A 22,558-nucleotide genomic window follows, 5' to 3' on the forward strand; every position below is an offset into this window, starting at 1 on the left:
TGCGCGCTAAACCGTCCTTCGATAGGTATACGATTGTTCCACGCTTATCGGAAGGATCGTCTTCTCGTACGCTCAGGCGTTGCTCATGCAACAAAATTTATCCAGCGTAGTCCTGTTGTATAAGGCGACCGGGAAGCAATGCATAAAGAAGTCGCTATAACAATACTTCCCCTTCGATAGGCGACGTATAAATCAAGCAGCATGTGCCGCGCCGGCTCGGAAAATAGATCACCACCAAACACACTATCTCTACCACTGGCAGTAGCAATCAAGCTCAATGCGACAGTCAGCCTATCAACTCTTCCGGGATACGACTCCGATTGTTCCGATTTGTCGCGCTTACAAGACAGCGCGACAACGGGAGATTCTTGCGTATCTCTAACTTCCGCAACTGTACGCTGCAATTGGTCTAGCGTCGTCTGAATACGGGCGAAGACGATATCGCTCATGCTGGCCAAGTCCTGCCCTTCCTCCAAAAAGCCGCTTTTCGCACACAACTTACGCGTGGACCCTACGGGGGTTTCACAGGTAACAAGATGAGTTAAATTTTCGCTCCATCTGGAGTAAAAGGCTGCGTTGCCAGCCATAACGCTCGCCTGCGCTGCGCGTCGCCTGTGGAGCAGTTGACTGGATCGAAGCTGCGCGCTTTAGGTTTCGCTTGAACCGTATAACCGGCGGGGAGGAGTGGGAAGTTTGAACGATACGTTCGACCGGGCCATCCTATTGAAGGAGATTAGGCAAAGCCTAGAGCGCGCCCTATCCTGCGCTGATCAGATATCAGAGCCACTTTTGGCAGTCTCTATTGCTACAGCAGTAGACATATTAAATCAAATTACTAATGGTGAGTCACGGGTTTAGTCTAAGTTTCGCTGGACGATGTATAGCTCTTCCAGTGTCATGACAACCTTCGCGTATCCGTGTTCTGTCAGATTTAACAAACCATATTTTAATTCGATCAGGCCTTCTTCTAGCAAGACTGCTATCCACCGATTTGCCAGCGCCCGCGATGTACGGGGCGGCAAAGGCATTGTATCGTAATTGATTACTTCACCAGCATCTTCCGCTACCAACAAAGAAAAGATAATATAGCGCGGCGCATCATCTTGTAATCGCGGAAGCCTTTGCGAAATAACATTTGACGCAGCCAATAGTCTTTTAGCGAACTGCGTAGTAGTTGGTGGGCTGGGTGCCTTCCTGCGCTTAGGCTCAAAGCGGAGCATCTTTGGCATCGGCGCAAAATCTCCGTGGATCTTCATAGCAGTGGATTCGTCGAATGCTTTCATGCGATCGGCGAGAAAGCAACATAGATTAGGCCAACCCGGATTAAAGTTGGGCGGCATGATCCAAATGCGGCTTCTTCCGCATGCGTACGCCGCATCTCGCGAGTAGACGTTGCGGTAAGAAGCTCCTGTTTGGCGCACTTAAGAGTTCGATGTGCTTTGATTTTCAGTGATCCGATGGGTGGCCGGTTCTTGCACAGAGGCTAGTCTGCGCGGGGATGATGGTTGTGAAGCTGGAGATGCATTCGTCCTCTGGTAAACGAGCGAATCGCCGCCCCGTACCCCGGTAACACAGAAGTCATGCGTTGTTCGTACAACGCCAGCGGCACTCGACGTAAGTCGATAGGGATAGGCAAAGCGTCCGCGGTTCAAGTCAGGCGTTAGACAGGCGCATAGGCCGCTCGTAACTTTTGCTTGTTGTTTAAATTTTGAACGCAAGGCGCAGCCCGCATCGGCGGTGAACACAGGCTCTCGGCTTCCACTGGACGGCCCGCGACATAAGACCTTCAGGGAACACGCGGGAGACACGTTCCTGAACTAGCGCCGTTCCATCGTCGCGGCGTTGGGGCGGTGCGGTCGAACATAGAAAACAATCGTGAAGCCATGGATCGTCGTGCTTCGGCTGCTCTGTGTGATGGCAACCGCTACAGCGTGGAGCGCCGAACTAGCGGTAGGTGACATAGGACGGAGCCGGGAGAGCCACCAGCAGCGATCCGGTAGCTAATATCCGCGCAGCTAGCTCAGCCAGCTAGTGCAGTGTACCAGTTAACACGCATGCATCCCGGGCGCTGCAAAGGTGGCCGAGCAGCCAAGAACAAAGACTTGAATGCTGGTAATTGCCGAACGTAATACCAGCGAAGTTAGTAAAGTGACCGGTCCTATACTCTGCTTGGACCGATCGTAGTCGCTTAATCTGTATCGCTGCCTAGATGCGCCTTTGCAGCAGCCTTTGCATTAGCAAGGCTATTACCCTTGCGTGACTTAGGGGCGGGCTTTTCATCGGTAATCGCGTCAGCGGCCTTCTCTACAACCCTCCGCCCTAAACCAATCGCCTTCGCTGTAGCGCTGCGTGCAGCGCTGTATGTCGGGGCGGTCATGGGATAGTCGGCCTTTAAACCGTACCGGACGCGATAATCTTCGGGTGTTAGTCCATGCCGGGAAAGATGCCGCTTGAGCGACTTGTACTGCTTCCCGTCGATCATGCTGATGATAAAGTTTGGGTCAGCGAGCGATTTTCGCACGCTTACAGCGCGCTCGAACTCCGGTGCTGCCTCTTCCTGGTCCGCAGTCGCCGGGCCTAACTTGGAAACCGTCTTGTGCATGGTCGCCAGGAACGCAGGAACCGCATCTACCTCAACGCGCGTATTGGGGTTGGCGAGCCAAGCAATCGTTAGTTCGGTAGCCAGTGCGACGGTATCTGTGGAGTCACTCATCCCATTTCAATACACGCGATCCATACGGCATCAAAGGCGGAGGAACGATAAAGATCGTCACTTTGTCGATTACACATATCGATCTGCTTGGGACACGCCAAACCGCTAGCTGGCACCGCCGGCGGCTATGCCGATCAACGCACGCAACGATATTTTATTGTTCCTATCGAATGCATCAGGTCATCTTACGGGTAGCGTGATAGATGTAGATGACGGTTAATCGCTCTGAGATGGTTTGCGCTCGAACTTGGTGGAAAGGTACTTTGGCTTTGCGGTTAGCATCCCCTGGAGCTCCAATTCTAAGTCCAAAATCAAATAGTCACTCGACTTCATTCTGAAAGAAATCATGGCTGTTGTTGTGAGGCAGCGCTGATAAGGCGCTCCTCTGGCCTGGCCAGATCGTTCGGTCGGGCTGTGGGTGGTGGGACAGGCATATCGCCGGTCATCAACCGAAAGGCCCACTCATGTCGCTTACCGACACCCAGAGCATCCTGCTGAGCAGCGCCGCGCACCGCGGCTCCGGCAGCGTTTACCCGCTGCCCGCCAGCATCACTGCCGGACCTGGCCCCGTCGCCCGTACTTTGAACCTGCTGGCCAAGCGCGGCCTCATTGAGGAGCGCGAGACCAGTTTGCCAGACGAGGTGTGGCGGGTCGGGGACGTGACACGCTACGGCATGTTCGTGACGGCGGCGGGTCTCGTCGCGATCGGCGTCGACGACGGAGCAGGGCAGGGGTGTGGGCGCGCTGCGGTGCCCGCGCCTGTCCAGACCAAGGCAGCACAAGTGCTCGCGCTGCTACGACGCTCGGACGGCGCAACGCTGGCCGAGCTGATCGCCGGCACCGGCTGGTTGCCGCACACCACGCGCGCGTTTCTGACCGGGCTGCGCAAGAAGGGCCGCACGCTCGAGAAGAGCAAGCGCGATGGCGTCACCTGCTACAGCATCGTGGAAGCCGGCTGATGGACGTCGACGCCGAGATCGCCGCGCTGGACGCACTCTCCTCCGAGCGCCTGCGTCAGCGCTGGATCGTTGAGACCGGGAACGCGGAGCCGCGCGTCAGCCCGAAGCTGCTCCGGCTGGCGCTCGCCTGGGAGATCCAGGCGCGGCGCCTCGGCGGGCATACGCGCGAGACGACGCGCACGCTCGACCAGCTTGTGCGGGGCGATACGCCTACCACGCCGCCAGCTGCCGGCATGCGGCTGGTACGCGAGTGGGGCGGGCGGGTACATGTCGTGGTGATCGACGAGGATCAGGTGGTGCGCTGGGACGGCAAGAAATGGAACTCGCTATCCGAGGTAGCGCGCGCGATCACCGGCACGCGCTGGTCGGGGCCGGCGTTCTTCGGTCTGAAGAAGAAGGTGGCAGCATGAGCGCGGCGATCCGCTGCGCGATCTATACGCGCAAGTCGTCGGACGAGGGCCTAGAGCAGGACTTCAATAGCCTCGACGCACAGCGTGAGGCATGTACCGCCTATATTCGTAGCCAGGCCTCGCAGGGCTGGTGCGAGATGCCCGAAAACTATGATGACGGCGGCATCTCGGGCGGTACGCTCGAGCGCCCGGCGCTACGCCGGCTGATGGACGATGTCGCTGCCGGCAAGATCGACATCGTCGTCGTCTACAAGGTCGACCGGCTAAGCCGCTCTTTGTTCGACTTCGCCAAGCTGGTCGAGGCGTTCGAGAAAGCGGACGCCAGCTTCGTCAGCATCACGCAGGCGTTCAATACTACCAGCAGCATGGGGCGGCTGACCCTCAACATGCTACTGTCCTTCGCGCAGTTCGAGCGCGAGGTGACCGCCGAGCGCATCCGTGACAAGATCGCTGCCAGCAAGGCAAAGGGCATGTGGATGGGCGGTACCCCGCCGCTCGGCTACAAGCCCGATGGGCGCAGTCTGGCGATAGTCGACGAACATGCTGCGATCATCCGGCACATCTTCACGCGCTATCTAGCGCTCGGCAATGTGCGCCAGCTCGAAGCCGAGCTGAAGGCGCAAAAGATCATGGTGCCGCAGCGCGCCAGTATCAGCGGCAAGCCGCTTGGTGGCGTACCGTTCTCACGCGGTACGCTCTACCTCATCCTCAAGCGGGTGACCTACACCGGCCGTATTGCGCACGGCGAGAAGGTCTACCCGGGCAACCACCCCGCGATCATCGATGTCGCCACGTTCGATGCGGTGCAGGCGTTGCTCGCCAGCAACCTTCAAGGGACCAAACGCACGCGCAGCCAGAGCGAGAGCCTGCTTGCCGGCAGGATCGTTGACCAGCACGGCGCGCCGCTAATCGTCACCCACGCGACGAAAGCCGGGGCAGGGGAGGGGTGCACTAGCCGCTACCGCTATTACGTCAGTCGCGCGCTACACCATCAGGAGACAACCAGCGGCATACGTGTCCCCGCACGCGAGATCGAGACGCTCGTCACCAGCCGGCTTGCTAGCATGTTCGACGATCCGGTCGAGTTGGTTGCCACCGCCTGGCTCGAGGTGCCCGGCGATCGCTATGCCGACGTCCAGCAGCGTTGCACCCACATCGCAGCGCAGCAGCGCCTGCGCAGGCCCGACGCACTTGCCATGCTCAAACAGGTGCAGGTGCACGACAATCGCATCGATCTCATCCTCGACACCGCTGCGGTTGCCGCCGCCCTCGGCGTAACCGCGCACCCCAGCGCCCCAATGATTATCACGCTCAGCGATCATGTGCGGCTGACCCGGTCGGGCAAGGCGATGCGGCTCGTGCACGGCAACGGCGCAACGGCAAGCGCTTCACCCGATTGCTCGCTGGTCAAACTCATGGTGCAGGCACGGCGCTGGTGGGAGGAGCTGCGCCGGGGCGAGATCGACATCAGCCGGCTTGCCGTTCGTGAGCAAGTCAGCGCCGCGTACATTACCCGCGTAGTGCGTCTGGCCTTCCTCTCGCCGCAGGTCACCGCTGCGATCCTGGCCGGCAAACAGCGTACCGGTGTTAACGCGAAAAGGCTGACGCTAGAAGAGCCGATACCGGCAAGCTGGCAGCAGCAGGCGGCAAGCATGCTGCCCATCGCTTAATCAGTGTTTTCTCGCGGCCGACGCGCTGAATGCACTCGACTTCCATGTCGAGCAGAGCGACCAACGCTGCTGTCGCCGGACGCAGCTCAAGCGGACCGGCGAGCCCGGGCAGCGCTGCTGACCCCGGCTGTAGGCGGTGGAACCGACGATAGTGTCAGGTTCCACGATGGACGCCTGCCATGACCAACTTGAACGATGCATCTTCCGCTACGCCCCCTCAGCCGCTGCCGACGCTCACAAAAGTGACCACCAAGGCACGCAACTTGAACGAAAGCCTATGGCAGCTGCTAACGAAAGCCGAACCGCTAACGGCTGCGGAGTGGGCCTATGTCGAAGAACTGGAGCGTCAGACGCTTTAGCTCGCAGCCGTAGCGGAGCTTCCGCCTCAAAAGCGTCATTTCCTACTCGAAAGCACGAAGATGGCATCAGTTGCCGGTCTCGCGCTTTGACGACCTGGAACGTCCGGGATTGGTGGATAGCGGACTGTCTGCTTTCGGGTCGCAGCCAGCAATTGCTAGCCGTTCGTTCAGGGGGGAGAGGGGCTTAAACGCCTTTCGGTGATCTAGAACGTCCTTCGTTTCTGTGAGCTTAGGCCGGACAAGCATCTTTTTTTATCGTTACTCCAGCGGCAGCGATGCCAAACGGCGAACGCGTAATGCACAAACAGGGGCGTCGAGCGGGCAATGCACGAGGGCCATTTAAACAGGTTATTCGGAAGTCTGGGAGAGCCGTAGCGACACGGTCAGCGCTCCACCAAGACGAATGGCGCCCAGATCGACGGATGGTCATGCGCAGGCACGCTGCGATCGCGGCGCAACGCCAGCATCGCATCTCTTAGCGCCGCCGCGCGGTGGCGACCAGTACGGGTCGCCTTCAGCGTGTCTACTGTTATTCTTGCGGCCGCGTCGTCGCGGATCGGCCAGTGCGACACGAGAAGCGAGCGTGCTCCCGCGAGGACAAATGCGGTCGCTAGGCCGCTGTACGCCGGGGCGCCCTGCTCACCTCCTGCGGCACTGTTGCACGCGGACAGGATCACCCAATCCGCGTCGAGTCGCAGCGCCGCAATCTCCGACGCTGTTAACAATCCGACTTTCTCGCCCGGCTCCGGAGTCAGCACTAGCGCCGGTTCGCCAAGGCCGCTCACCTCGCCTGCGCGCAGGCCGTGGGTAGCGAAGGCGATGGTGCCAAAGCGCTCGAGTGGCTGCTGCTCGACCGCTGCCTCGGTTGCGTCAGCGCCAGTCAGCACCACGTCGTCCAAGCCGCCGAGCGCGCGGCGCATCCGTTCCAATTCTGCAACGGCGAGCGGTAGCGGCGGCAGATCAATCAGCGCGCCACCCTCGATCGTGCCACCGCGAACGGCGAAGCCGGCGCCCCGCGACACGGTAAATGTGGGCAGGTGAGGAGCACCGACCCCGAGAAAGCGTCGGCGCGGCGCGAGCGGCTTCGCGGGCGCCTGCGCCAGCGTTGGCATGACGCGGACATTATGGGTGTCGATCAGCCAGGTCTGCATACGTCCTCGCCTTCCCGCGCTGAGCAGTGCCGGCGGCACAGTGGCGAGCGGCCCGGTGGCGTAGTAGAGGAGCGACGCGTTGCGGCGCAGTACTGGTCGCAGTGCCGGCGGGATCAATGTGGCGTAAAGCGCCTGCGACGCTGCCAGGTCGAAGGCGCGCTCGGGCCCCGCCTCCACGCTCGCGCGCAGGCGCTCTACGAGTGAGGCGACCGTGCCGGCGGGAACCTCGCTACGGCTCCAGCTCAGTCCGTCGCGGGTTACCGTCACAGTGATGGTGCCGCGCTCCAGTTCCAGGGTGATCGGCGCGACCAGCACCTCGCCCGGCTGCAGACGAGCCCGAAAGTCGGCGAGCGACACCGGCGCCGGTCGCGCCTCCGCACGGAACTCCGGGAAAAGCCGGTCAAGGTCCGCGCTGGCGCGCGAGATCGTGGCGTCAAGCGCCGCGATCTCGGTTGCTACTGCGGCTACCGCTACCTTGTCGCCGCGTCCCAGTGCGGCGCTGCGCGCCCGTTCCCGAACCCGTCGCACCCGCACCGCTTCCTGCAGCGTGGCGACCAGCGCCGCCTGCCCGGGATCGCGCCTTGCGAGCGCCGTCGCGCGGTCGTGGCTGGCGAGCGCCAGTGTTGAGAGGTTGGTAAGCTGGAGCGCGCGAAATGCATCCTCGTCGTGCCCCGCTTCCAAAGCGAGTGCCACAAAAGCAGCGCTGGCATAGCCCAGCACCGGCGCGTAGCTGATGAGGTCGCCGCGCGAGCTGGCGGTGTCTAGCACCTTGCTTTCCAGCCGCCGCGCGATCGGCAGCGCCAGCTGGTAACCCGCCTCGGCACCCTCGGTTTTCGCGAGAACCACGGCGTGGATCATCTCGCCCGCAATCCGGCGCTGGTCGCTTTCAGTCAGCTTGGCGCGGATAGCCAGGATCGCGCCACGAGCGACGCGCGCCGCCTCCGCAAGGTCACCGGCTTGGAGCAGCGTGTCGGCTAATTCCAGTTCGGCTGCTGCTCGCTCAGGATGATCGGCTGCGGCCGATTGCATGCTGGTGAGCGCCAGCCGGCGACGTTTCAGCGCCAGCGTAACCTCACCTCGCGCCAGCGCGACATTGGCAGCGCGGCGCATCGGACTGGCGGCCTCGACCGGGTTGCCCTGGTCCCCCGCGATTTTCCCAAACAGCGTGTAGGATTGCAGCCACAGCGCTTCGGCCGCGTCAGTGCGGCCTATTCTACCAAGGGTGCTGCCGAACTTGCCCAAGGTGTTGGCACGGAGCTTCAGACTGTCCGAATCTAAGCGCGACTCTAAATCCAGTGCCCGCCGGAACACGACCTCGGCCTCGGCGTAGCGGCCGGTGTTGAGCAGGTTGGTCGCCAAGCCGTCGAACAAAAGGGCGAGTGTCGCCGCCTCGTCCGGACGGGTCTCAGACAAATTTGCCATCCCCCATTCGACCGACGCGAAGCGAACCGCTACTGATTCCTCAACCCGGCCGGTATAGATTAATCCAATCGCATGATTGCTCATCGCCGTGGCGATCCGCGGGTCGGTCGTCGGCAGGCACCTCTTCGCCAGATCGTTCGCTAACCCGCTGTAGCGGGCGAACCCCTCGTAATCGCCGACCGCATAGGTCGCCCAGCCCGCCGCCGTCGCCGCCGTCGCCCGTTCCCAGCTCTCCGCACCGAAACGCGCTTCGGCGAGCGCCATCGCCGCTTGTGCGTGCGAGAGACCGGGTCCGGGCATCCCCTTATTGGTTTTCGCATAGGACAGGTTGGTCAGGATCATCCACCGTTCGGGGAAGCGATCCGAGTCGGTGGCGGTCAGCGTCTCCGCCTCCTGCGCGATCTGCAGCGCCTCCGTCATCTCCGGCGCCCCGTCGAGGAGGTTGGCCAGCCGCGCCATGACCGACGCCAACTGCGCCGTGGGCGTCGCCGGGTCGGCGCGCATCGCCACTAGCAGCGAGCGCCATTCCTCCTTGCTGACCGGTTGCCCGAAGGTGCTTCGCAACGACAAAATGCGGAAACGCTCGGCGGTTGATGCGTCCCCGATCAGAGGTTGGATGCTCGGCGCGGTCCGCGTGCAGGTCGCCGCTGCAGGGCCTGCCGCAAGCGACGCAGCCACGGCTCCGGCGAGAGTGATCCGCCGCCAACCGTTACGCATTGTTCGCTCCACTAACGGCCATTGTCATCCCTGAACGGGAACTCTCCTGATAGCTAGCGCGGCGAAGGAGAAGACGATGAGGTTCTGCGCGCGTGTGCTGGCGGGGTTTGTCTTCGGGTGCGGGCTGTTCCTCTTCAACATCGTCGAGGCCGAGCCGCTGTTCGGCAGCCCGCGGGATTCGGACCGCTGGCGCCTCACTCCCCTCGACGTTCCAGGCGCCGCTACGATCTGCGCATACGATCGCGCCGCGCTGCTGCGTACCGGAATGCCGGCGGCGCGCTGCGCTCACGAGTTGATCGCAGGCGATCGCGGCGAAGAGGTGGTATTCGCGACTTGCGAAGGCGTCGGCTGGAGCCGCTCGGCGTTCAGGCCGATGGGCGAGCGTGTAATCCGGATCGAGACGCAAGGAGTCCGCTATGGCCAGCCGTTCGCCGTCGACTACGACGCGCGCTGGGTCGCGGCCTGCGAGGCGAAGCACCAATAGGTTCCCGTGCCGCTCGTCAGGGCCACCCGTTGCCGCCGTCAGCACCTGTTCCGTTTGCCGGCAGAAAAAAAGAGCATGGCGGGGGACATCATGGCTGACGTGACCCACGCCAGTCGCAGACCGCAGCAGAACCTGATCGCGCGAAGCAAGACAGGGCCGGCGCCAATACCTGGCAAGCAAGTGAGGCATCAATCCATCACCACATAGTAGCGGATCGATGCTGTCCCCTTATTCTCAACGGTAATGGTGTAACGCTCAGTGAAGGTCGGCCACCAGGCGCACTCACTCACCGGGGTCGCGCACGCCTCGGCGCCGCTTCCCAACACCGTCATCCTCGCCGGTGTGCGCGGGCTGGTCGCCACCGAAACCTGCGCGCGCTTGCCGGCGAGGAACAGCTGCTCGGTCCTGAACGAGGCCGCCGGCGCCAGTACACCGCGATGGTAGGCGGGGCCGAGCACCCGGCCGCGCCAGGCCGGCCCAGCTTCCGATCGCACTCCCGAGACGCCGCGCCATTCCTCAACCGCATCACTTCCCGCCGCCGGATGCGCGCCGAGCCGGACCAGCGCGTCGAGCAGCGGCGCCAGCAGGACGCGGCTGCGTGACCCGCCACCGACAGTAGCGGCGTCGGCGGCGGCGAGCAGGTTCGCCACCCTGGTTGAGGTCAGCTCCGTTTCCGGCGTCTCCGCCGCTGCCAAGCCCGCCAGCGCCGCAAGTCCCGTCATTACTAAACACTTGCGCATCATGGTCTCTCCTCGGGCGACAGGGAGAACCGGCATCCGCGCCCGCTCGGCTCCAGAGTTAGCGATAGGTCGTGTCGCAGCGCAATCGCGCGCGCCAGCGCGAGGCCTAGCCCGTGTCCCGCGATGCCGGCTGCCGACGGCGCCCGGCCGAAGCGCTCGAACACCCGTTCTACCCGATCGGCGGGAATTCCCGGCCCGTTGTCGGCGACTGTCACTCGCCCGTCCGCCGCTACTTCCAGCACCACCTCTCCGCCCGCAGGCACGTACTTAATCGCGTTGTCGAGCAGGTTGGCCAACAGCCGCCCGATCTGAGGCGGGTCGCCGACCAGCCGCGCACCCGGGTGGATCGCGACGTGAAAGGCGAGGTCCGCCTCCTCCATGCTACCGCGATACACCTCGGCAAGGTCGCCCACGAGCTGCGCCAGATCGAAGGGTCGTAGGCCCTCGCGGTCGCCGCGCGCCGCTTCCGTCGCGGCGATGTCGAGTAGCGATTCGAGGAGGGCCGTGATGCCGCGCACGTCGCGACTTACCAGGCCGACCGTTTCGGAGACCTGCTCCTCGCTGGGCGCGCGCGGCAGCCGCTTAAGCCGGGTTTCCAGGTGAAGGAGAGGGGTGCGGATCTCGTGCGCGATCTGGTCGGTTACATGGCGCTGTGCTTCGACAAGCGCCTCCAGCCGGGCCAGAGCGCGGCCGCTCTGGCGAGTGAGCTCGCCGATCTCGTCGGTGCTACGGTCGCCGATAAGTGCTGTGACCTCGGCAGTCCCGGCAGCGCGATAGGCCCGGTTAACACGCGCGATCCGCCGCTGGAGCACGCGCGCACGCCAGGTGGCGAGCAGCAGCACCGCCGCTACAATCGCCGCAGCGCCAGCCGCGAAAGCCAGCGCTAGCCGCCTCAGAGTCGCGCGCTCCGGGGCGTCCTCACGCGCTACCAATAGCTCGACGCCTGGCCCCAGCATGGTCGTCCGCGCATAGCCGGTTCGCCCTCCCCCGAGCACCACAGTTCCCAAGGCCGATTGCGCTGCTGCAAGTGGCAGGTCCGCGGCGAGGTCACCCGCGACCTTACGACCGTCGATGAACAGTCGGTAATGCGGTTGGCGTCCGTCACGCGCGATCGGCAATTCACGGTCCGCGATACGCGCGATGAGCTCGGTGCGTCCGCTGGTGGCATAGATGTCAGCGAGCCCAGCTAGGTCGGCGTCGGTGCCGGCTGCCAGCCCAGCGCGCAGGCTCCCCGTGACGCTGGAATGGACCACTACATACAGCGCGACCGTTGCAACCACCGCGATCAGCGCTACCCACAGCGCCGACCGGACAACAAGCGATCGCGTCCAGGCTGGAACAGCTTCCATCACCGCCCCAGGCGTCACTGCCCCTCGGTCAATCGGTACCCGACACCCCAGATCGTCTCCAGTGCCGGTCCCGAGAAACCCTCTTCCAGCTTGCGACGAAGCCGGCCGATGTTAACATCGACGACGTTGGTCTGGGGATCGAAATTCATGTTCCACACGTCGCGCAGCAGCATTTCGCGGGTCACCGCATACCCAGCATTTTCCATGAAGTAGCGGAACAGCTCGAACTCCTTGGGGCTCAGGGCGATGTAGCGGTTGTCGCGGAATGCGGTGCGCGCTTTCAGGTGACACTCGAACGCGCCGTGGATCAGCACCGCGCTGTGCGTCCGCCGCCCTGCACGGCGGTGCAGCGCGCGGATGCGGACGATCAGTTCCTCGGTTTGATAGGGCTTTGACAGATAGTCGTCCGCGCCCGCCTCGATCCCCTCGCATCGGTCCTGTGACCGGCCGAGCGCCGATAAGATCAGGATTGGAACGTCGATTCCCGCCTCGCGCAGCCGCCGTGTCACTGCGATCCCGTCGGTGTCCGGGAGCATCCGGTCTAGGATGATAACATCGAAAGGTTCAGCCGACGCGCGGCGCAGGCCGGCGGCGCCGTTGTCCTCCCAGATCACCCTGTCGCCCTCCGACGCCGCGAGCGCCAGGACTCCGCTCGCGGCAACCCGGTCATCCTCGATGTACAACAGATTGAGCTTGCTCATCGGCCTTGCCCCCCCACGCGATACTACGCACCGATCGTCGTAGGGCTCAAGCGCCGCAATCCGGCTCGCCTGGTGGGGCGCCCGGCACCAGTGACAAACACTGTTAGGTCCGCCGCCGCTAGCCGCCTCACCCCGAATAACAGGCTTTGTCACTGGCGCGCGTGACCCCGTCCGGCGACCTTGACGACAAGGTCGCAGCATCGGCGCGGCGGGGAGAAAGTCATGATCGATCATCTGTTTTACGCGGCGTCGCCGCTTGTCCGGCATCGTTCGATCGATCGGCCCGCCGGCGGCAGCGATGGCACGCGCCATCCGTCATTTACCCACGCGGGCACCCCGATCGCCATCGTCTGGCGCCCACTAACCATCGCACTCGAGAAGAAGACAAAGAAGATGTCGTATCATCGTATTCTCGCCGGCATGATCGCCGCCAGCGCCCTGACAACCGCACCCGCGGCCTCGGCGCAGCAGGCCGTCTCGGCTACCCCCGCCCCGGTCCTGACGGCGCAGGACGACGCATCGATGGGATGCTCGGCACTCGGCGTCGAGATGGCGCGCGCCGCGCAGCAGTTCGCTACGGCACAGGCCCCCACCGCGCTAACCACGACCCCGGTTTATACCGCCGTACTATCGCCGCTGGATGAGGCTGGTCGCGCGTACCAGGCGCAGCAGAACGCCCAGCAGCTCGGCAACGTCCAGGCGCTGGCCGCGCGCGGTGGGGTCAGCCGCGGTGCCGCGACCGCAGCGATCGGCAGCGTTGCCGCACTCCAGCAGGTCGCAGCCAATGGCGGCAATGTCCAGGACGCCGCTAGCTCGGTCGCGGGTGACATGGTCGGCAACCAGCTCGCCAAGAACATCCCCGGCGGTAAGCTGATCGGCGGCATGATGGGCGGGTTGTTCAAGAAGAAGAAGCCGGCGCCGGTAGCGGCGGTCGCCGCTGCGCCGGCCGGCAGCGCTGCGCAGGCCCGGCTGACCTATCTGGGCGCGCTCTACCAGGCGAAGGGCTGCAAATAGATTGGGTGCTCCGCCGCGCGATGCGCCGGACGCTCATCGCGCGGCGCCACGCGGCGCAGCGGTGCCACGACAAGGGATTGATCGGCGGACCGGTCGGAACCGGCATGGGCTGGCAGCTCAATTCACGCCGGCATCGTGCCCGAACGCTCCGGCGATCCGCCGATGAGGGGACCGGCAGACCGGTCCTCGCGGAAGAAAAGGGAAGTCAGCAGTGACGCAGGTGATATGGCTGCTCGCCGCAACGGCGTGCCTCGGCACGCCGGCTGCGGCATCGGCGCAAACCGACGACGTGGTGGTGCGGGCATTGGCGCTCCACCAAGCCGGCAAAGCGAGCGAGGCCGTCGCCCTCCTGCTGCCACTGGAGGCGCAACGCGCGGGCGACCCCGACTATGACTATGCGCTGGGCCTCGCCGCCGCCGATGCCGGGCTTCCGGGCGTCGCGCTGCCGGCGTTCCAGCGAGTGCTCGCCCGCCAGCCGGGCAACGCACAAGCGCGCGCCGAAATCGCGCGGGTCTATGCCATGGCAGGCGATATCGACACTGCCCGTGCCGAGTTCGACACGGTCGTCGCCGACCCGTCGCTGCCCGATCCTGTGCGCCAGCGGTTCGACCGGATGGTCCGCGGCTATGATCGCCAGATCGCCGGCGGCGGCAGCACGCTGAGCGGCTTCGTCGATGCCGAGGGCGGGTATGACAGCAACATCAACCAGGCGACGGCGCTTGGCACGATAACGCTGCCGGCGTTCGCGTTCCTCGGCCCGGCAACGTTGGGCGGCGCTGCGCGGCGGATCGATGCCGGGTTCGGCCAGCTCCAGGCCGGGCTCAGCGCGCAGTACGGGCTATCGCGCCAGACCCGCGTTTTTGCCTCAGCGCTGGGATTCGCGCGCGAAAATGTCGACGATCGCGATTTCGATCAGGCGGCGATCACAGGCACTGCAGGGATCGGCAAAACGCTCGCCAACCGCGACGTCGTTTCGCTGGCAGCGCAGGTGCAGCAGTTCTGGCTGGGGCATGATCCATACCGGGCCAGCTACGGCGCGATTGGCCAATACACCCACCGGCTATCGGGCGGGCAAGCGCTGTCGATCAGTGCGAGCTACACCCGGCTCGAGTACCGCGGCGATCGGTTGCGCGACGCCGACCGCGTCGGCGTTAGCGCTAGCTATGTCGGGCGCACGGTATCCGCGACGCTGAACGGCGGCACCGAGCGCACTACGAACCGTCCGGCGCGACACCTGTCGAATGAGTTCATCGGCCTGCAAGTGGGGCTTGAACGGCCGTTGTCGCGCACCGTGGCGCTGACCGGCAGCGCCAGCGTCGAGCACCGCGACTATGCGGGCGCCGATCCGCTGTTCCTGCGCGGGCGGAACGACACGCAGATCGACGCCTCGCTTGGCCTGCGCGTCGTGCTCGCGTCCGGCATTTCCGCACGGCCGCGGATCGGCTGGAGCCGCAACGTCAGCAACCTCGACCTTTACGACTATCGCCGCGTCACGGCCTCGTTCGGCCTGCGCGCCGAGTTCTGATGAAGGATCTGTCTATGACCCTCGCTCGCTCACGCGTTCTTGCCCTCGTCACCGGGGTCTCGACACTCGCGCTCGCAATGCCTGCCGCCGCGCAGACCGTGCTCTTCAGCACCGGCGCCGGCGTAGACGGGCGCGCCATCGTCAGTGGGCCGTGGTCGGGGCAGATCGACGTTCGCGGCGGCATCACCCAGATCGCTACCGACGATGGCGGCGTGGTGTCGTTCGTCGGTGACGCTTCCGTCGCGCTGGAGGATGTGGCGCTACGCGTGGCGCAAGGGAAGTTCACCGCCCGCGCGGGCCGCGCCCTGATGCAAATCTCGGCGCCGAACGGTGCGCGCGTGACGCTGCCCGCGGGCGGCGCAGCCAGCCTGGGCGTCGCTGGCGGCGACTTGACTGGCCGGGCGCTGAGCGGAACGCTATCGATCGAGACGAGCGGCGTCACCCGCCGCTTCGCGGCCGGTGACGCGTTCTCCGCGACTGCCTCGCGCGCGGTGTCGGTGGTTACGGCCGGCGCGCAGCCGGTGTCGTCGGCGCCAGCCGTGAGCGACGCACGGCCCATGGCGGAGACGGAGAACCCGCTGCTGCCGGTGTTCGCAACCGGTACGCCGGCTCAGGTGCTGGCGCAGGCGCTCGGGAGACGCGATGCGCCGCTCGGCTTCGACTTCGACGCGGTGTCGCGCGCGACCGCAGACGTGAATCTCGCCTATCTGCGCGCCGGCGGCACGCCCGGCGAGTTCAGCGCCGGGCTCGCAGGTGGTACGTTGGAGCAGTATCTGACCGCGCTGAGGAACGGCACGAGCGGCGCGGTGCCCGCCGGCCTCGCCAACGCCTATCTCGGTTACTTTGCGGCGGATGGGCTGGCCGGGGTCAACCGCCAGCAGCAGGCGATCATCGACGCCTATGCGCGCGTCCTTGCGGCCGGCGGTAACTCGGCGGGTTTCAACGATGCCGCGATCGGCAACGCCTATTCTGGTTATATCCAACGGCTCGCCACCGGCGCGGCTGACGGCGGCCTCAGCCCCCAGGCGGTCGCCGCCTACGAGAACTACGTCCGTTCGCTCGGGTTGAGCGACACCTACGACGCCGGTCGCCGCGCGCAGATCGCAGCGTTCCAGCAGCTTCAGGCGGCCGGGGGTTCGCCCGCCGCCAGCACCGGGGTGGACGTGATCGACCGCTATCTCGCCTATCTTGCCACCGGCGGCGCTGCGGAGAGCTTCACCGGCGCGTCGTCCGCGCTGATCGCGGCCTATCTCGAATATTTGCGAACGGTCGGCCTTCCAGCCGGCGTCGATCCGGCCGCGGCCGAGCGGCTCCTCACCTTCTACGCGCATCTTCAGGCCGGCGGGAGCATCGGGACGTTGCCGACAACCGGCGGCGGCACGACGCCGGGCCCGGCCGAGCCGGTGCTGCCGCAGGCGCGCTACGCTGGTCGTCTGTACGGCTTCTCGGGCGGGCAGACCTTCTCGAACGACCTCGGGCTCTCCGATGTCGGAATCGATACCGAAGGCCATCCGCGCACTTTCGACGGGCTCACCCGGATCGACACCGCCCGCCTTGTCGAAGAACGCCAGGGTGACCGCTGGGTGATCGGCCGCTACACCGACGGCAAGGTCCGCACGACCTTCAGCAGCGGTCCGGTCGAATACACTCTATCGCCGAACGAGAGCATCCACTTCGGCTATGCGACGTCCGTGGCCCCGGTCACGCGCACAAGCGGCACCGCGAGCTACGGCCTCACGGCGAGCACGACACCGAGCTATTTCGACGGTTCGGCGGTGACCGCATCGGCGCTCACCGCCGAACTGGCGATCGCGTTCGGTGCCACGCCCAGGTTCGGCATCGCCGGCGTCCTCACCACCACCGCCGCCGGCACGGCGCAGCGTTACGAGTTTGAAAGTGCGGGCGGCCTCGCTGCCCCGTCGCTGGCTATACGGCGGGACAACGACATGCTCCGTCTCGACAACGGCAGCACGCCAGTCACTACCACCGACCGCCGATGCCAGGATAATTGCTTCCTCTCACCCAACCTGATCGCCAGCGGCGCGGACGCCGACGTCGTGGCGGGCACGCTCGGCATCTATTCGGCGCGGCAGCGCGGCCAGATCCTGACCGGCGCGGCGGTGTTCACCCCCGGGGCCGCCGTTGTCCAGCCCCAACCTCAGCCGGAGACACAGCCGATCACCAAAGCGACCTACGCGGGCGCCTACCTCGGTCGCGCCGGCACCGCCATCGTCGGCGGCGGCGACGCGGGCATGGTCGAGATCGAGGTCGATGCCGCAGGCTACCCACGCGGCTTTCGCGGCGCTCAGCGGGTCGGCACCGCACGGCTGGTCGACGCCGCCAAGGGGGACGGCTGGGTGACCGGCCGCTACACCGACGGCACCTTCATCACGACGTCGCAGGGTTTGGAGAACACGCAGACGCTGTCGCCGACCGAGAGCCTGCATTTCGCCTTCGGCACTAGCGTCGTGCCGTTCACCGGCAACCGCGGCACCGCCCGCTACCAAGTCGCGAGCTTTACGACGCCGTCGTATCACGATGGATCGGCAGTCACCGACGCATCCCTGACCGGCACCATCGCAGTCCAGTTCGGCACCCAGCTGAAATACGGGATCGAGGCGCTGCTGACCGCGACCGCGGCCAGCCAGGAGCAGCGCTACGCCATCGCCAGTACGGGCGGTCTCACGCAGCCTTCGATGACCGGTGGGGTGGCCGCCACCGGCTTCTACCTGTTCGGCCAGGCAGGGGTAACCAGCACCGACAGCCGGTGCGCCGACGGCTGCCGGTTCACCCCCAACATGGTCGGCAGCGGCGCCGACGGGCACGTCATCGCCGGTACCTACACCTTGTCGGGGGCCGCCGCATTCCTGACGGGCGCGGCGGTGTTCAAACAGAGCGCGCGAGACCTGACTCCGGTCGTGGCGCCGACGCCGGCGCCAACCGGCGCACCGACCGGATCGGTCGACCTGGCCGGCCATGGTCCCTTCTCCAGCCTCAACGGCTCCAGCGTCGGCACGCAGGCGATTGCTGCGGCGGACGGACGGCTGGAACAGATCCGCCAAAACAAGCGGGGGACCAACACTGACCACGAGTTCGGTGGCCTCGCCGGCGCGATCGGCTGGACTCGCTGGTCGGGCGGGACCACGGACTCGACGTTCGCCAGCGGCGCCAACACGACCTTGCCGGAGAATAGTGGTCAGCACATCGTCTGGGGCAGGTCCGCCACTAACTTGCCGACCACCGGTACCGCCAGCTACGCGCTTGCCGGCGCCACCAAGCCGACGTCGTCCGACGGTGCTGTCGCGCCGGGGGCACTAACCGCGGGATCGCTGGCGGTCGATTTCCGCGCGATGAAGGTCGGCTACGACCTGTCTGTCCAGTTCGGCGGTGACCGCTACTCGGTCGCCTCGCGCGGCGGACTGGCCGCACCGAGTGTCGCGCTGCTCCAGGATAACCGATTCGATTCCAGCTTCCGCACCGGCGAAGGTCCGCTCGTCAACGGCAATGGCTGCACGGGGACCAACTGCTTCGCCGAGGTCCGCGGCTTTCTGGCAGGAGCCGGTGGCACGCATGGAGGACTGGTGTATCACTTCCTTCCCGGCCCCAGCGGTCGCGAGGTCAGCGGTGCGGCAGCCTTCACAAAGAATCCGTAAAATAGGTCACGCCCCGTTTCTCCATACCTGTGAAACGCGGGACCCTGGCTTGGCAATCGGCATGGCGTTGTCCGCGACAAGCCGTCTTGGTGGTAAGCCGCCTGTCCGCTTTCCGAAGAGTAATCGCGAGAAGGTGACGTTTGTTCAGGTGTGGGGGCAAGGTTCCGTGGACGTTCCCAAAAGGCGTGAAGCGAAAGGTCTGCCTATTGTCAGGACCGCTGGGTCATAGCCAAAAGATGATGGTGGCAGCGAGGGCGATGTCGGAGAAGGCGACGTTTGGGCATCGGTCGTAGCGAGTGGCGACGCGGCGCCAGTCCTTTAGCCGGCCGAGCATGATCGCGATACGGCTGTGGCGGCGGTAGCAGGGCTTGTCGTACCTGACCGGCTAGTTGAGGGATCGCCGACCTGGGTTACATGGCTGGTTGCCTTTGGCTTCGAGGGCGTCCCTGAACCAATCCGCATCATAGCCGCGGTCGCCGAGCAGCCATTGCGCCTTCGGCAGATCGTCGAGCCGGGCTGCCGCGCCGGTGTAGTCGCTGACCTGCCCGGGGGTCATGAAGAAGCTTAAGGGCCGTCGTCCGCATCGCTGACGGCGTAGCTTGGTGTTCATGCCGCCCTTGGTGCGCCCGATCAGCCGCCCAATGCCCTCTTTTAAATCGCAGGTTTGATGCCGTGCGGTGTGCCTTCAGCTAGGTCGCGTCGGTCATAACGGTCTTCGGTACGGGCTCTGCTGCCGCAAGACCCTTCATCATGCGCAGGAAGACGCCCTGTCGCTCCACCGCTTCCGGCGATTGTAGAGCGTCTTGTGTGGGCCGTACGCGCTCGGCGCATCACACCAGCGCAGCCCGTTGCGATTGACGAAGACGATGCCGCTCGGCACCCGCCGGCCATCCACCGGCGGCGTGCCATGGCTCTTGGGGAAGTAGGGCCGCAGGCGCGCCATCTGCTCATCCGTCAGCCAGTACAGATCCCTCGTCTACGGCCTCCTCGCGGAGCTGAATCAGATCGCTACGCTCTCATCAATGGGCTCTGTCCCTAGCAACCCAAGACGCGGCATTGGGCTGCAGGAGAAATCTATTGGGAAAGCGTGGTTGTTAAGGGCGCGCGGGAGCGCCAACTAGGTGGTGAATTCGTTTGACAGCTTCGAGCGGGCATCGGCCGGCAGACTCGTTCGTCGGCCTACCCGTGTAGCTTGGCATAAGTGCGGTCGCCGCACGCGCCCTGCACCGATCGAATCAATTAGCTCGATACTGCCCTCAGCCCGGACAATTCGGCTGTTGTCGCCTCCTGTTGCTGCGTCAGCCGTGACGTGAGCCGCCGCGCCGCCGACAATGCCTGTCCGACCACCTGATCCATATTGTAATAGCGATAGGTCGCCAGCCGTCCGACGAAGGTTACGTGCTCTTCTGCGATGGCAAGCGCTTCGTAGCGTTTGAACAGCGCCTGATTTTCTTCCCGTGGGATCGGATAATAAGGGTCTCCCTCTGCGCTGGGATATTCATAGGTGACACTTGTTTTTGCTACGACATCGCCTGTCAGGTGTTTGTATTCGGTCACCCGCGTGTACGGCACCGCCTCGTCGGGATAGTTCACCACCGCCACCGGTTGCCGCCAAGCGCGATCTTCCGTTTCATGCCGGAACGTCAGCGAGCGATAAGGTAGCTTGCCGTGGCAATAACCGAAATACTCATCAATCGGCCCGGTGAAGACGAGGTGGTCATGGGGATAGGCGTCACGCACCTCGGTATAATCAACACCCAGAAGTAACTCGATGTTCGGATGGTCGAGCATCGCCTCGAACATGCGCGTGTAGCCGTCTGCCGGCATCGCCTGATGCTTGTCGGTGAAATAGCGGTCGTCGGTATCGGCGCGGGTCGGCACGCGCGCCGTGACCGATTTGTCGAGGTCGCTGGGATCTAGCCCCCACTGCTTGCGCGTATAGCCACGGAAGAAGGTTTCGTAGAGTTCCCGCCCTACGCGCGAGACGACGACATCCGCAGAGGTACGGATCGGCTCGACCGGCTCCGCCCGCTCCGCGAGAAATGCCTCGACATCGTCCTCGGTCTCCAGCCCGGCATCGTAGAGCATGTTGAGCGTCGTGCGATTGATCGGCATCGGTACGTACATCCCGCCGACATCCGCCAGCACGCGATGCTCATACGGCCGCCACTGCGTGAACCGCGACAGATAGGCAAAGACATCGTCCGAATTCGTATGGAAGATATGCGGGCCGTATTGGTGGATCAGTAACCCCGCTTCATCGCGCCGATCATAGGCATTGCCGGCGACATGCGGACGCCGATCCACCACGAGTACTGAGAAACCGCTGTTTGCGAGCCGCTCGGCCATCACGGCGCCGGCAAAGCCTGCGCCGACGACCATCACGTCGTACCGATTGGTTCCCAGCGGCCAAGACGTCGGCGACACGATCGGTTCGAGCACGTGTTTCGCCGCTTGTTCGATCGCGATCAATGCGCTCATCTTTAGCACCGTGTCGTCCCACGAGCCGCGCGCGAGCTGTTCGTCGGCTGCATCGCGCCACGCCAGGTCGCCGCTGTTCGCGATGGCCTGTTCGCAGGCCCGGATGAATGCTTCCGCCGTCTCGCCGATGCGGATTGCATCGAGCGCGCCGTAATGACGCACGACATCGACGATAGGGGTGGAGACGACCTTGAGGCCGGCGGCGAGATATTCCGGCGTCTTGGTGGGGCTGATGTACCGCGTCGCCTCGTTGATCGCGAACGGCATCAACCCGACCGACCAGCCGCTTAGGTAGGCGGGTAGGTCGGCATAATCGCGGCTACCGAGGAAGTGGAGGTTGGGACGGTCGGGAAGGCTCGCGGGATCGATCTTTACCACCGGACCGATGATGACGATCGACCATTCGGGATGCGCATCCGCCAGCTTGGCCAGAAGCTCGATGTCCATGCGCTCATCAACGACCCCGGCGAACCCGAGCTTCGGGCCTGCGATCGCCGCCTGATCCTGCGGTTCGCGGGCCGCGCTTCGGGCGGCGGCAAAGTGCGCTGCGTCGATGCTCGACGAAAATGCGTGGACATTATGGTGACGATCGCGCTTCGCCTCGTACAGGCTCGAGCCGCCGGTAAACACGACATCCGCCGCGGCCAGCAATTCCCGTTCGCGATCGAGCAAGCCGACCGGCGGGAACTTGAACGCGGAAAGCTCGTCCATGCAATCGTAGACGACGCATTCCGCCGGCACATGCGCGGAGAATGGCAACATCATTGGCGTGTAATACCATTTCACCGCGACCGGTGGCCGCGTCGCCAATTGCCCGTCGAGAAGCTCTTGCAGGATCGCCTGTTCCTCGGCGCCCGCCAAGCCAGCCGGCAGTTGCGGCGTCATCACGGTCACGGCGTGCTGCGGATCCTGTGCGATCCGGATCGAAGCTTGCGTATCGGGATCGCGATACTCGGGCTCCTCCCAGAAGAGCACATGATGATTGCTGGTGAGACGCGTCATGAGATGCTGCGGCCGTTGGAAGACGAAATTCCAGCGCAAATGACTAAAACAGATCAATGTTCGGGTGTCGGACGAACGAGGACGATGAAGTGCGCGAGTTTGCGAGAGTTCGTCGGCGATCAGCTTCATCGATCTTTCCCTGACATCTGACAGGGTGAATGACGTGCGGTAGTCGATAGTTCCTGCGATTGACGCGTAACTGATTTGG

The 22,558-nt window shown here is 64.4% G+C and carries 16 protein-coding genes and 1 pseudogene; 8 read left to right on the forward strand and 9 right to left on the reverse strand.

Going from position 1 to position 22,558, the window contains the following annotated elements; genetic code table 11:
• Positions 1–83: 83 nt before the first annotated feature.
• The 3 genes from F1C10_RS14485 to F1C10_RS14495 all read right to left on the reverse strand — a co-directional run bounded on the left by F1C10_RS14485 (position 84) and on the right by F1C10_RS14495 (position 2,713).
• Positions 84–449 carry a hypothetical protein gene (locus F1C10_RS14485; RefSeq protein ID WP_185207230.1) on the reverse strand — a complete coding sequence of 122 codons (366 nt, stop codon included), beginning with the start codon at positions 447–449 and terminating at the stop codon, positions 84–86.
• Between the two features lie 405 nt (positions 450–854).
• On the reverse strand, positions 855–1,283 hold the full coding sequence (locus F1C10_RS14490) for a hypothetical protein (RefSeq protein WP_185207232.1): 429 nt from the start codon (positions 1,281–1,283) through the stop codon (positions 855–857).
• 905 nt (positions 1,284–2,188) lie between these two features.
• A complete protein-coding gene (locus F1C10_RS14495) occupies positions 2,189–2,713 on the reverse strand; it encodes a MucR family transcriptional regulator (RefSeq protein WP_185207234.1) in 525 nt (174 codons plus the stop codon).
• A gap of 464 nt (positions 2,714–3,177) precedes the next feature.
• Here F1C10_RS14495 and F1C10_RS16760 point away from each other — a divergent pair, with 464 nt between their 5' ends.
• The 4 genes from F1C10_RS16760 to F1C10_RS14515 all read left to right on the forward strand — a co-directional run bounded on the left by F1C10_RS16760 (position 3,178) and on the right by F1C10_RS14515 (position 6,111).
• The gene (locus F1C10_RS16760) at positions 3,178–3,672 is read left to right on the forward strand and encodes a DUF3489 domain-containing protein (RefSeq protein WP_258042948.1); all 495 of its coding nucleotides are present in this window, start codon (positions 3,178–3,180) and stop codon (positions 3,670–3,672) included.
• A complete protein-coding gene (locus tag F1C10_RS14505) occupies positions 3,672–4,082 on the forward strand; it encodes a DUF2924 domain-containing protein (protein ID WP_185207236.1) in 411 nt (136 codons plus the stop codon). The genes F1C10_RS16760 and F1C10_RS14505 overlap by 1 nt, the downstream gene beginning before the upstream one ends.
• Positions 4,079–5,752, forward strand: coding sequence for a recombinase family protein (locus tag F1C10_RS14510; protein WP_185207238.1), 1,674 nt, complete (start codon positions 4,079–4,081; stop codon positions 5,750–5,752). The genes F1C10_RS14505 and F1C10_RS14510 overlap by 4 nt, the downstream gene beginning before the upstream one ends.
• Before the next feature lie 179 nt (positions 5,753–5,931).
• Positions 5,932–6,111 (forward strand): hypothetical protein, encoded by a 180-nt coding sequence (locus tag F1C10_RS14515; protein ID WP_185207240.1) that lies wholly within the window; start codon positions 5,932–5,934, stop codon positions 6,109–6,111.
• Between the two features lie 383 nt (positions 6,112–6,494).
• On the opposite strand, the gene F1C10_RS14520 is transcribed toward F1C10_RS14515, so the two are convergent.
• Complete coding sequence (locus F1C10_RS14520; protein WP_185207242.1) at positions 6,495–9,401, reverse strand: CHAT domain-containing protein; 2,907 nt, start codon at positions 9,399–9,401, stop codon at positions 6,495–6,497.
• A 76-nt stretch (positions 9,402–9,477) separates the two neighbouring features.
• Here F1C10_RS14520 and F1C10_RS14525 point away from each other — a divergent pair, with 76 nt between their 5' ends.
• Positions 9,478–9,885: a hypothetical protein gene (locus tag F1C10_RS14525; protein ID WP_185207244.1), complete on the forward strand. Its 408-nt coding sequence runs from the start codon at positions 9,478–9,480 to the stop codon at positions 9,883–9,885.
• A 188-nt stretch (positions 9,886–10,073) separates the two neighbouring features.
• Here the strand turns inward: F1C10_RS14525 and F1C10_RS14530 are convergent, their stop codons facing one another.
• Genes F1C10_RS14530 through F1C10_RS14540 form a run of 3 tightly spaced genes read right to left on the reverse strand, consistent with a single transcriptional unit; the run spans position 10,074 to position 12,675 of the window.
• Positions 10,074–10,625, reverse strand: a complete 552-nt coding sequence (locus tag F1C10_RS14530; protein WP_185207246.1) for a hypothetical protein — start codon at positions 10,623–10,625, stop codon at positions 10,074–10,076.
• The gene (locus tag F1C10_RS14535; RefSeq protein WP_185207248.1) at positions 10,625–11,974 is read right to left on the reverse strand and encodes a HAMP domain-containing sensor histidine kinase; all 1,350 of its coding nucleotides are present in this window, start codon (positions 11,972–11,974) and stop codon (positions 10,625–10,627) included. The genes F1C10_RS14530 and F1C10_RS14535 overlap by 1 nt, the downstream gene beginning before the upstream one ends.
• 14 nt (positions 11,975–11,988) lie before the next feature.
• Entirely contained in the window at positions 11,989–12,675 is a 687-nt protein-coding gene (locus F1C10_RS14540) for a response regulator transcription factor (protein ID WP_185207250.1), read from the reverse strand.
• A gap of 222 nt (positions 12,676–12,897) precedes the next feature.
• Here F1C10_RS14540 and F1C10_RS14545 point away from each other — a divergent pair, with 222 nt between their 5' ends.
• From F1C10_RS14545 to F1C10_RS14555, 3 genes are all read left to right on the forward strand, one after another.
• Complete coding sequence (locus F1C10_RS14545; RefSeq protein WP_185207252.1) at positions 12,898–13,689, forward strand: hypothetical protein; 792 nt, start codon at positions 12,898–12,900, stop codon at positions 13,687–13,689.
• Positions 13,690–13,900: 211 nt separating this feature from the next.
• Complete coding sequence (locus F1C10_RS14550) at positions 13,901–15,214, forward strand: surface lipoprotein assembly modifier (protein WP_258042952.1); 1,314 nt, start codon at positions 13,901–13,903, stop codon at positions 15,212–15,214.
• A gap of 77 nt (positions 15,215–15,291) precedes the next feature.
• The gene (locus F1C10_RS14555; protein ID WP_185207254.1) at positions 15,292–18,867 is read left to right on the forward strand and encodes a hypothetical protein; all 3,576 of its coding nucleotides are present in this window, start codon (positions 15,292–15,294) and stop codon (positions 18,865–18,867) included.
• A gap of 223 nt (positions 18,868–19,090) precedes the next feature.
• Here F1C10_RS14555 and F1C10_RS14560 read toward each other — a convergent pair.
• A pseudogene (locus F1C10_RS14560) lies at positions 19,091–19,810 on the reverse strand (IS5 family transposase).
• Between the two features lie 296 nt (positions 19,811–20,106).
• Positions 20,107–22,479, reverse strand: a complete 2,373-nt coding sequence (glf, locus tag F1C10_RS14565) for a UDP-galactopyranose mutase (RefSeq protein ID WP_258042953.1) — start codon at positions 22,477–22,479, stop codon at positions 20,107–20,109.
• Between the last annotated feature and the right edge of the window lie 79 nt (positions 22,480–22,558).

The organism is Sphingomonas sp. NBWT7 (genome assembly GCF_014217605.1).
Classification (GTDB): Bacteria; Pseudomonadota; Alphaproteobacteria; order Sphingomonadales; family Sphingomonadaceae; genus Sphingomonas.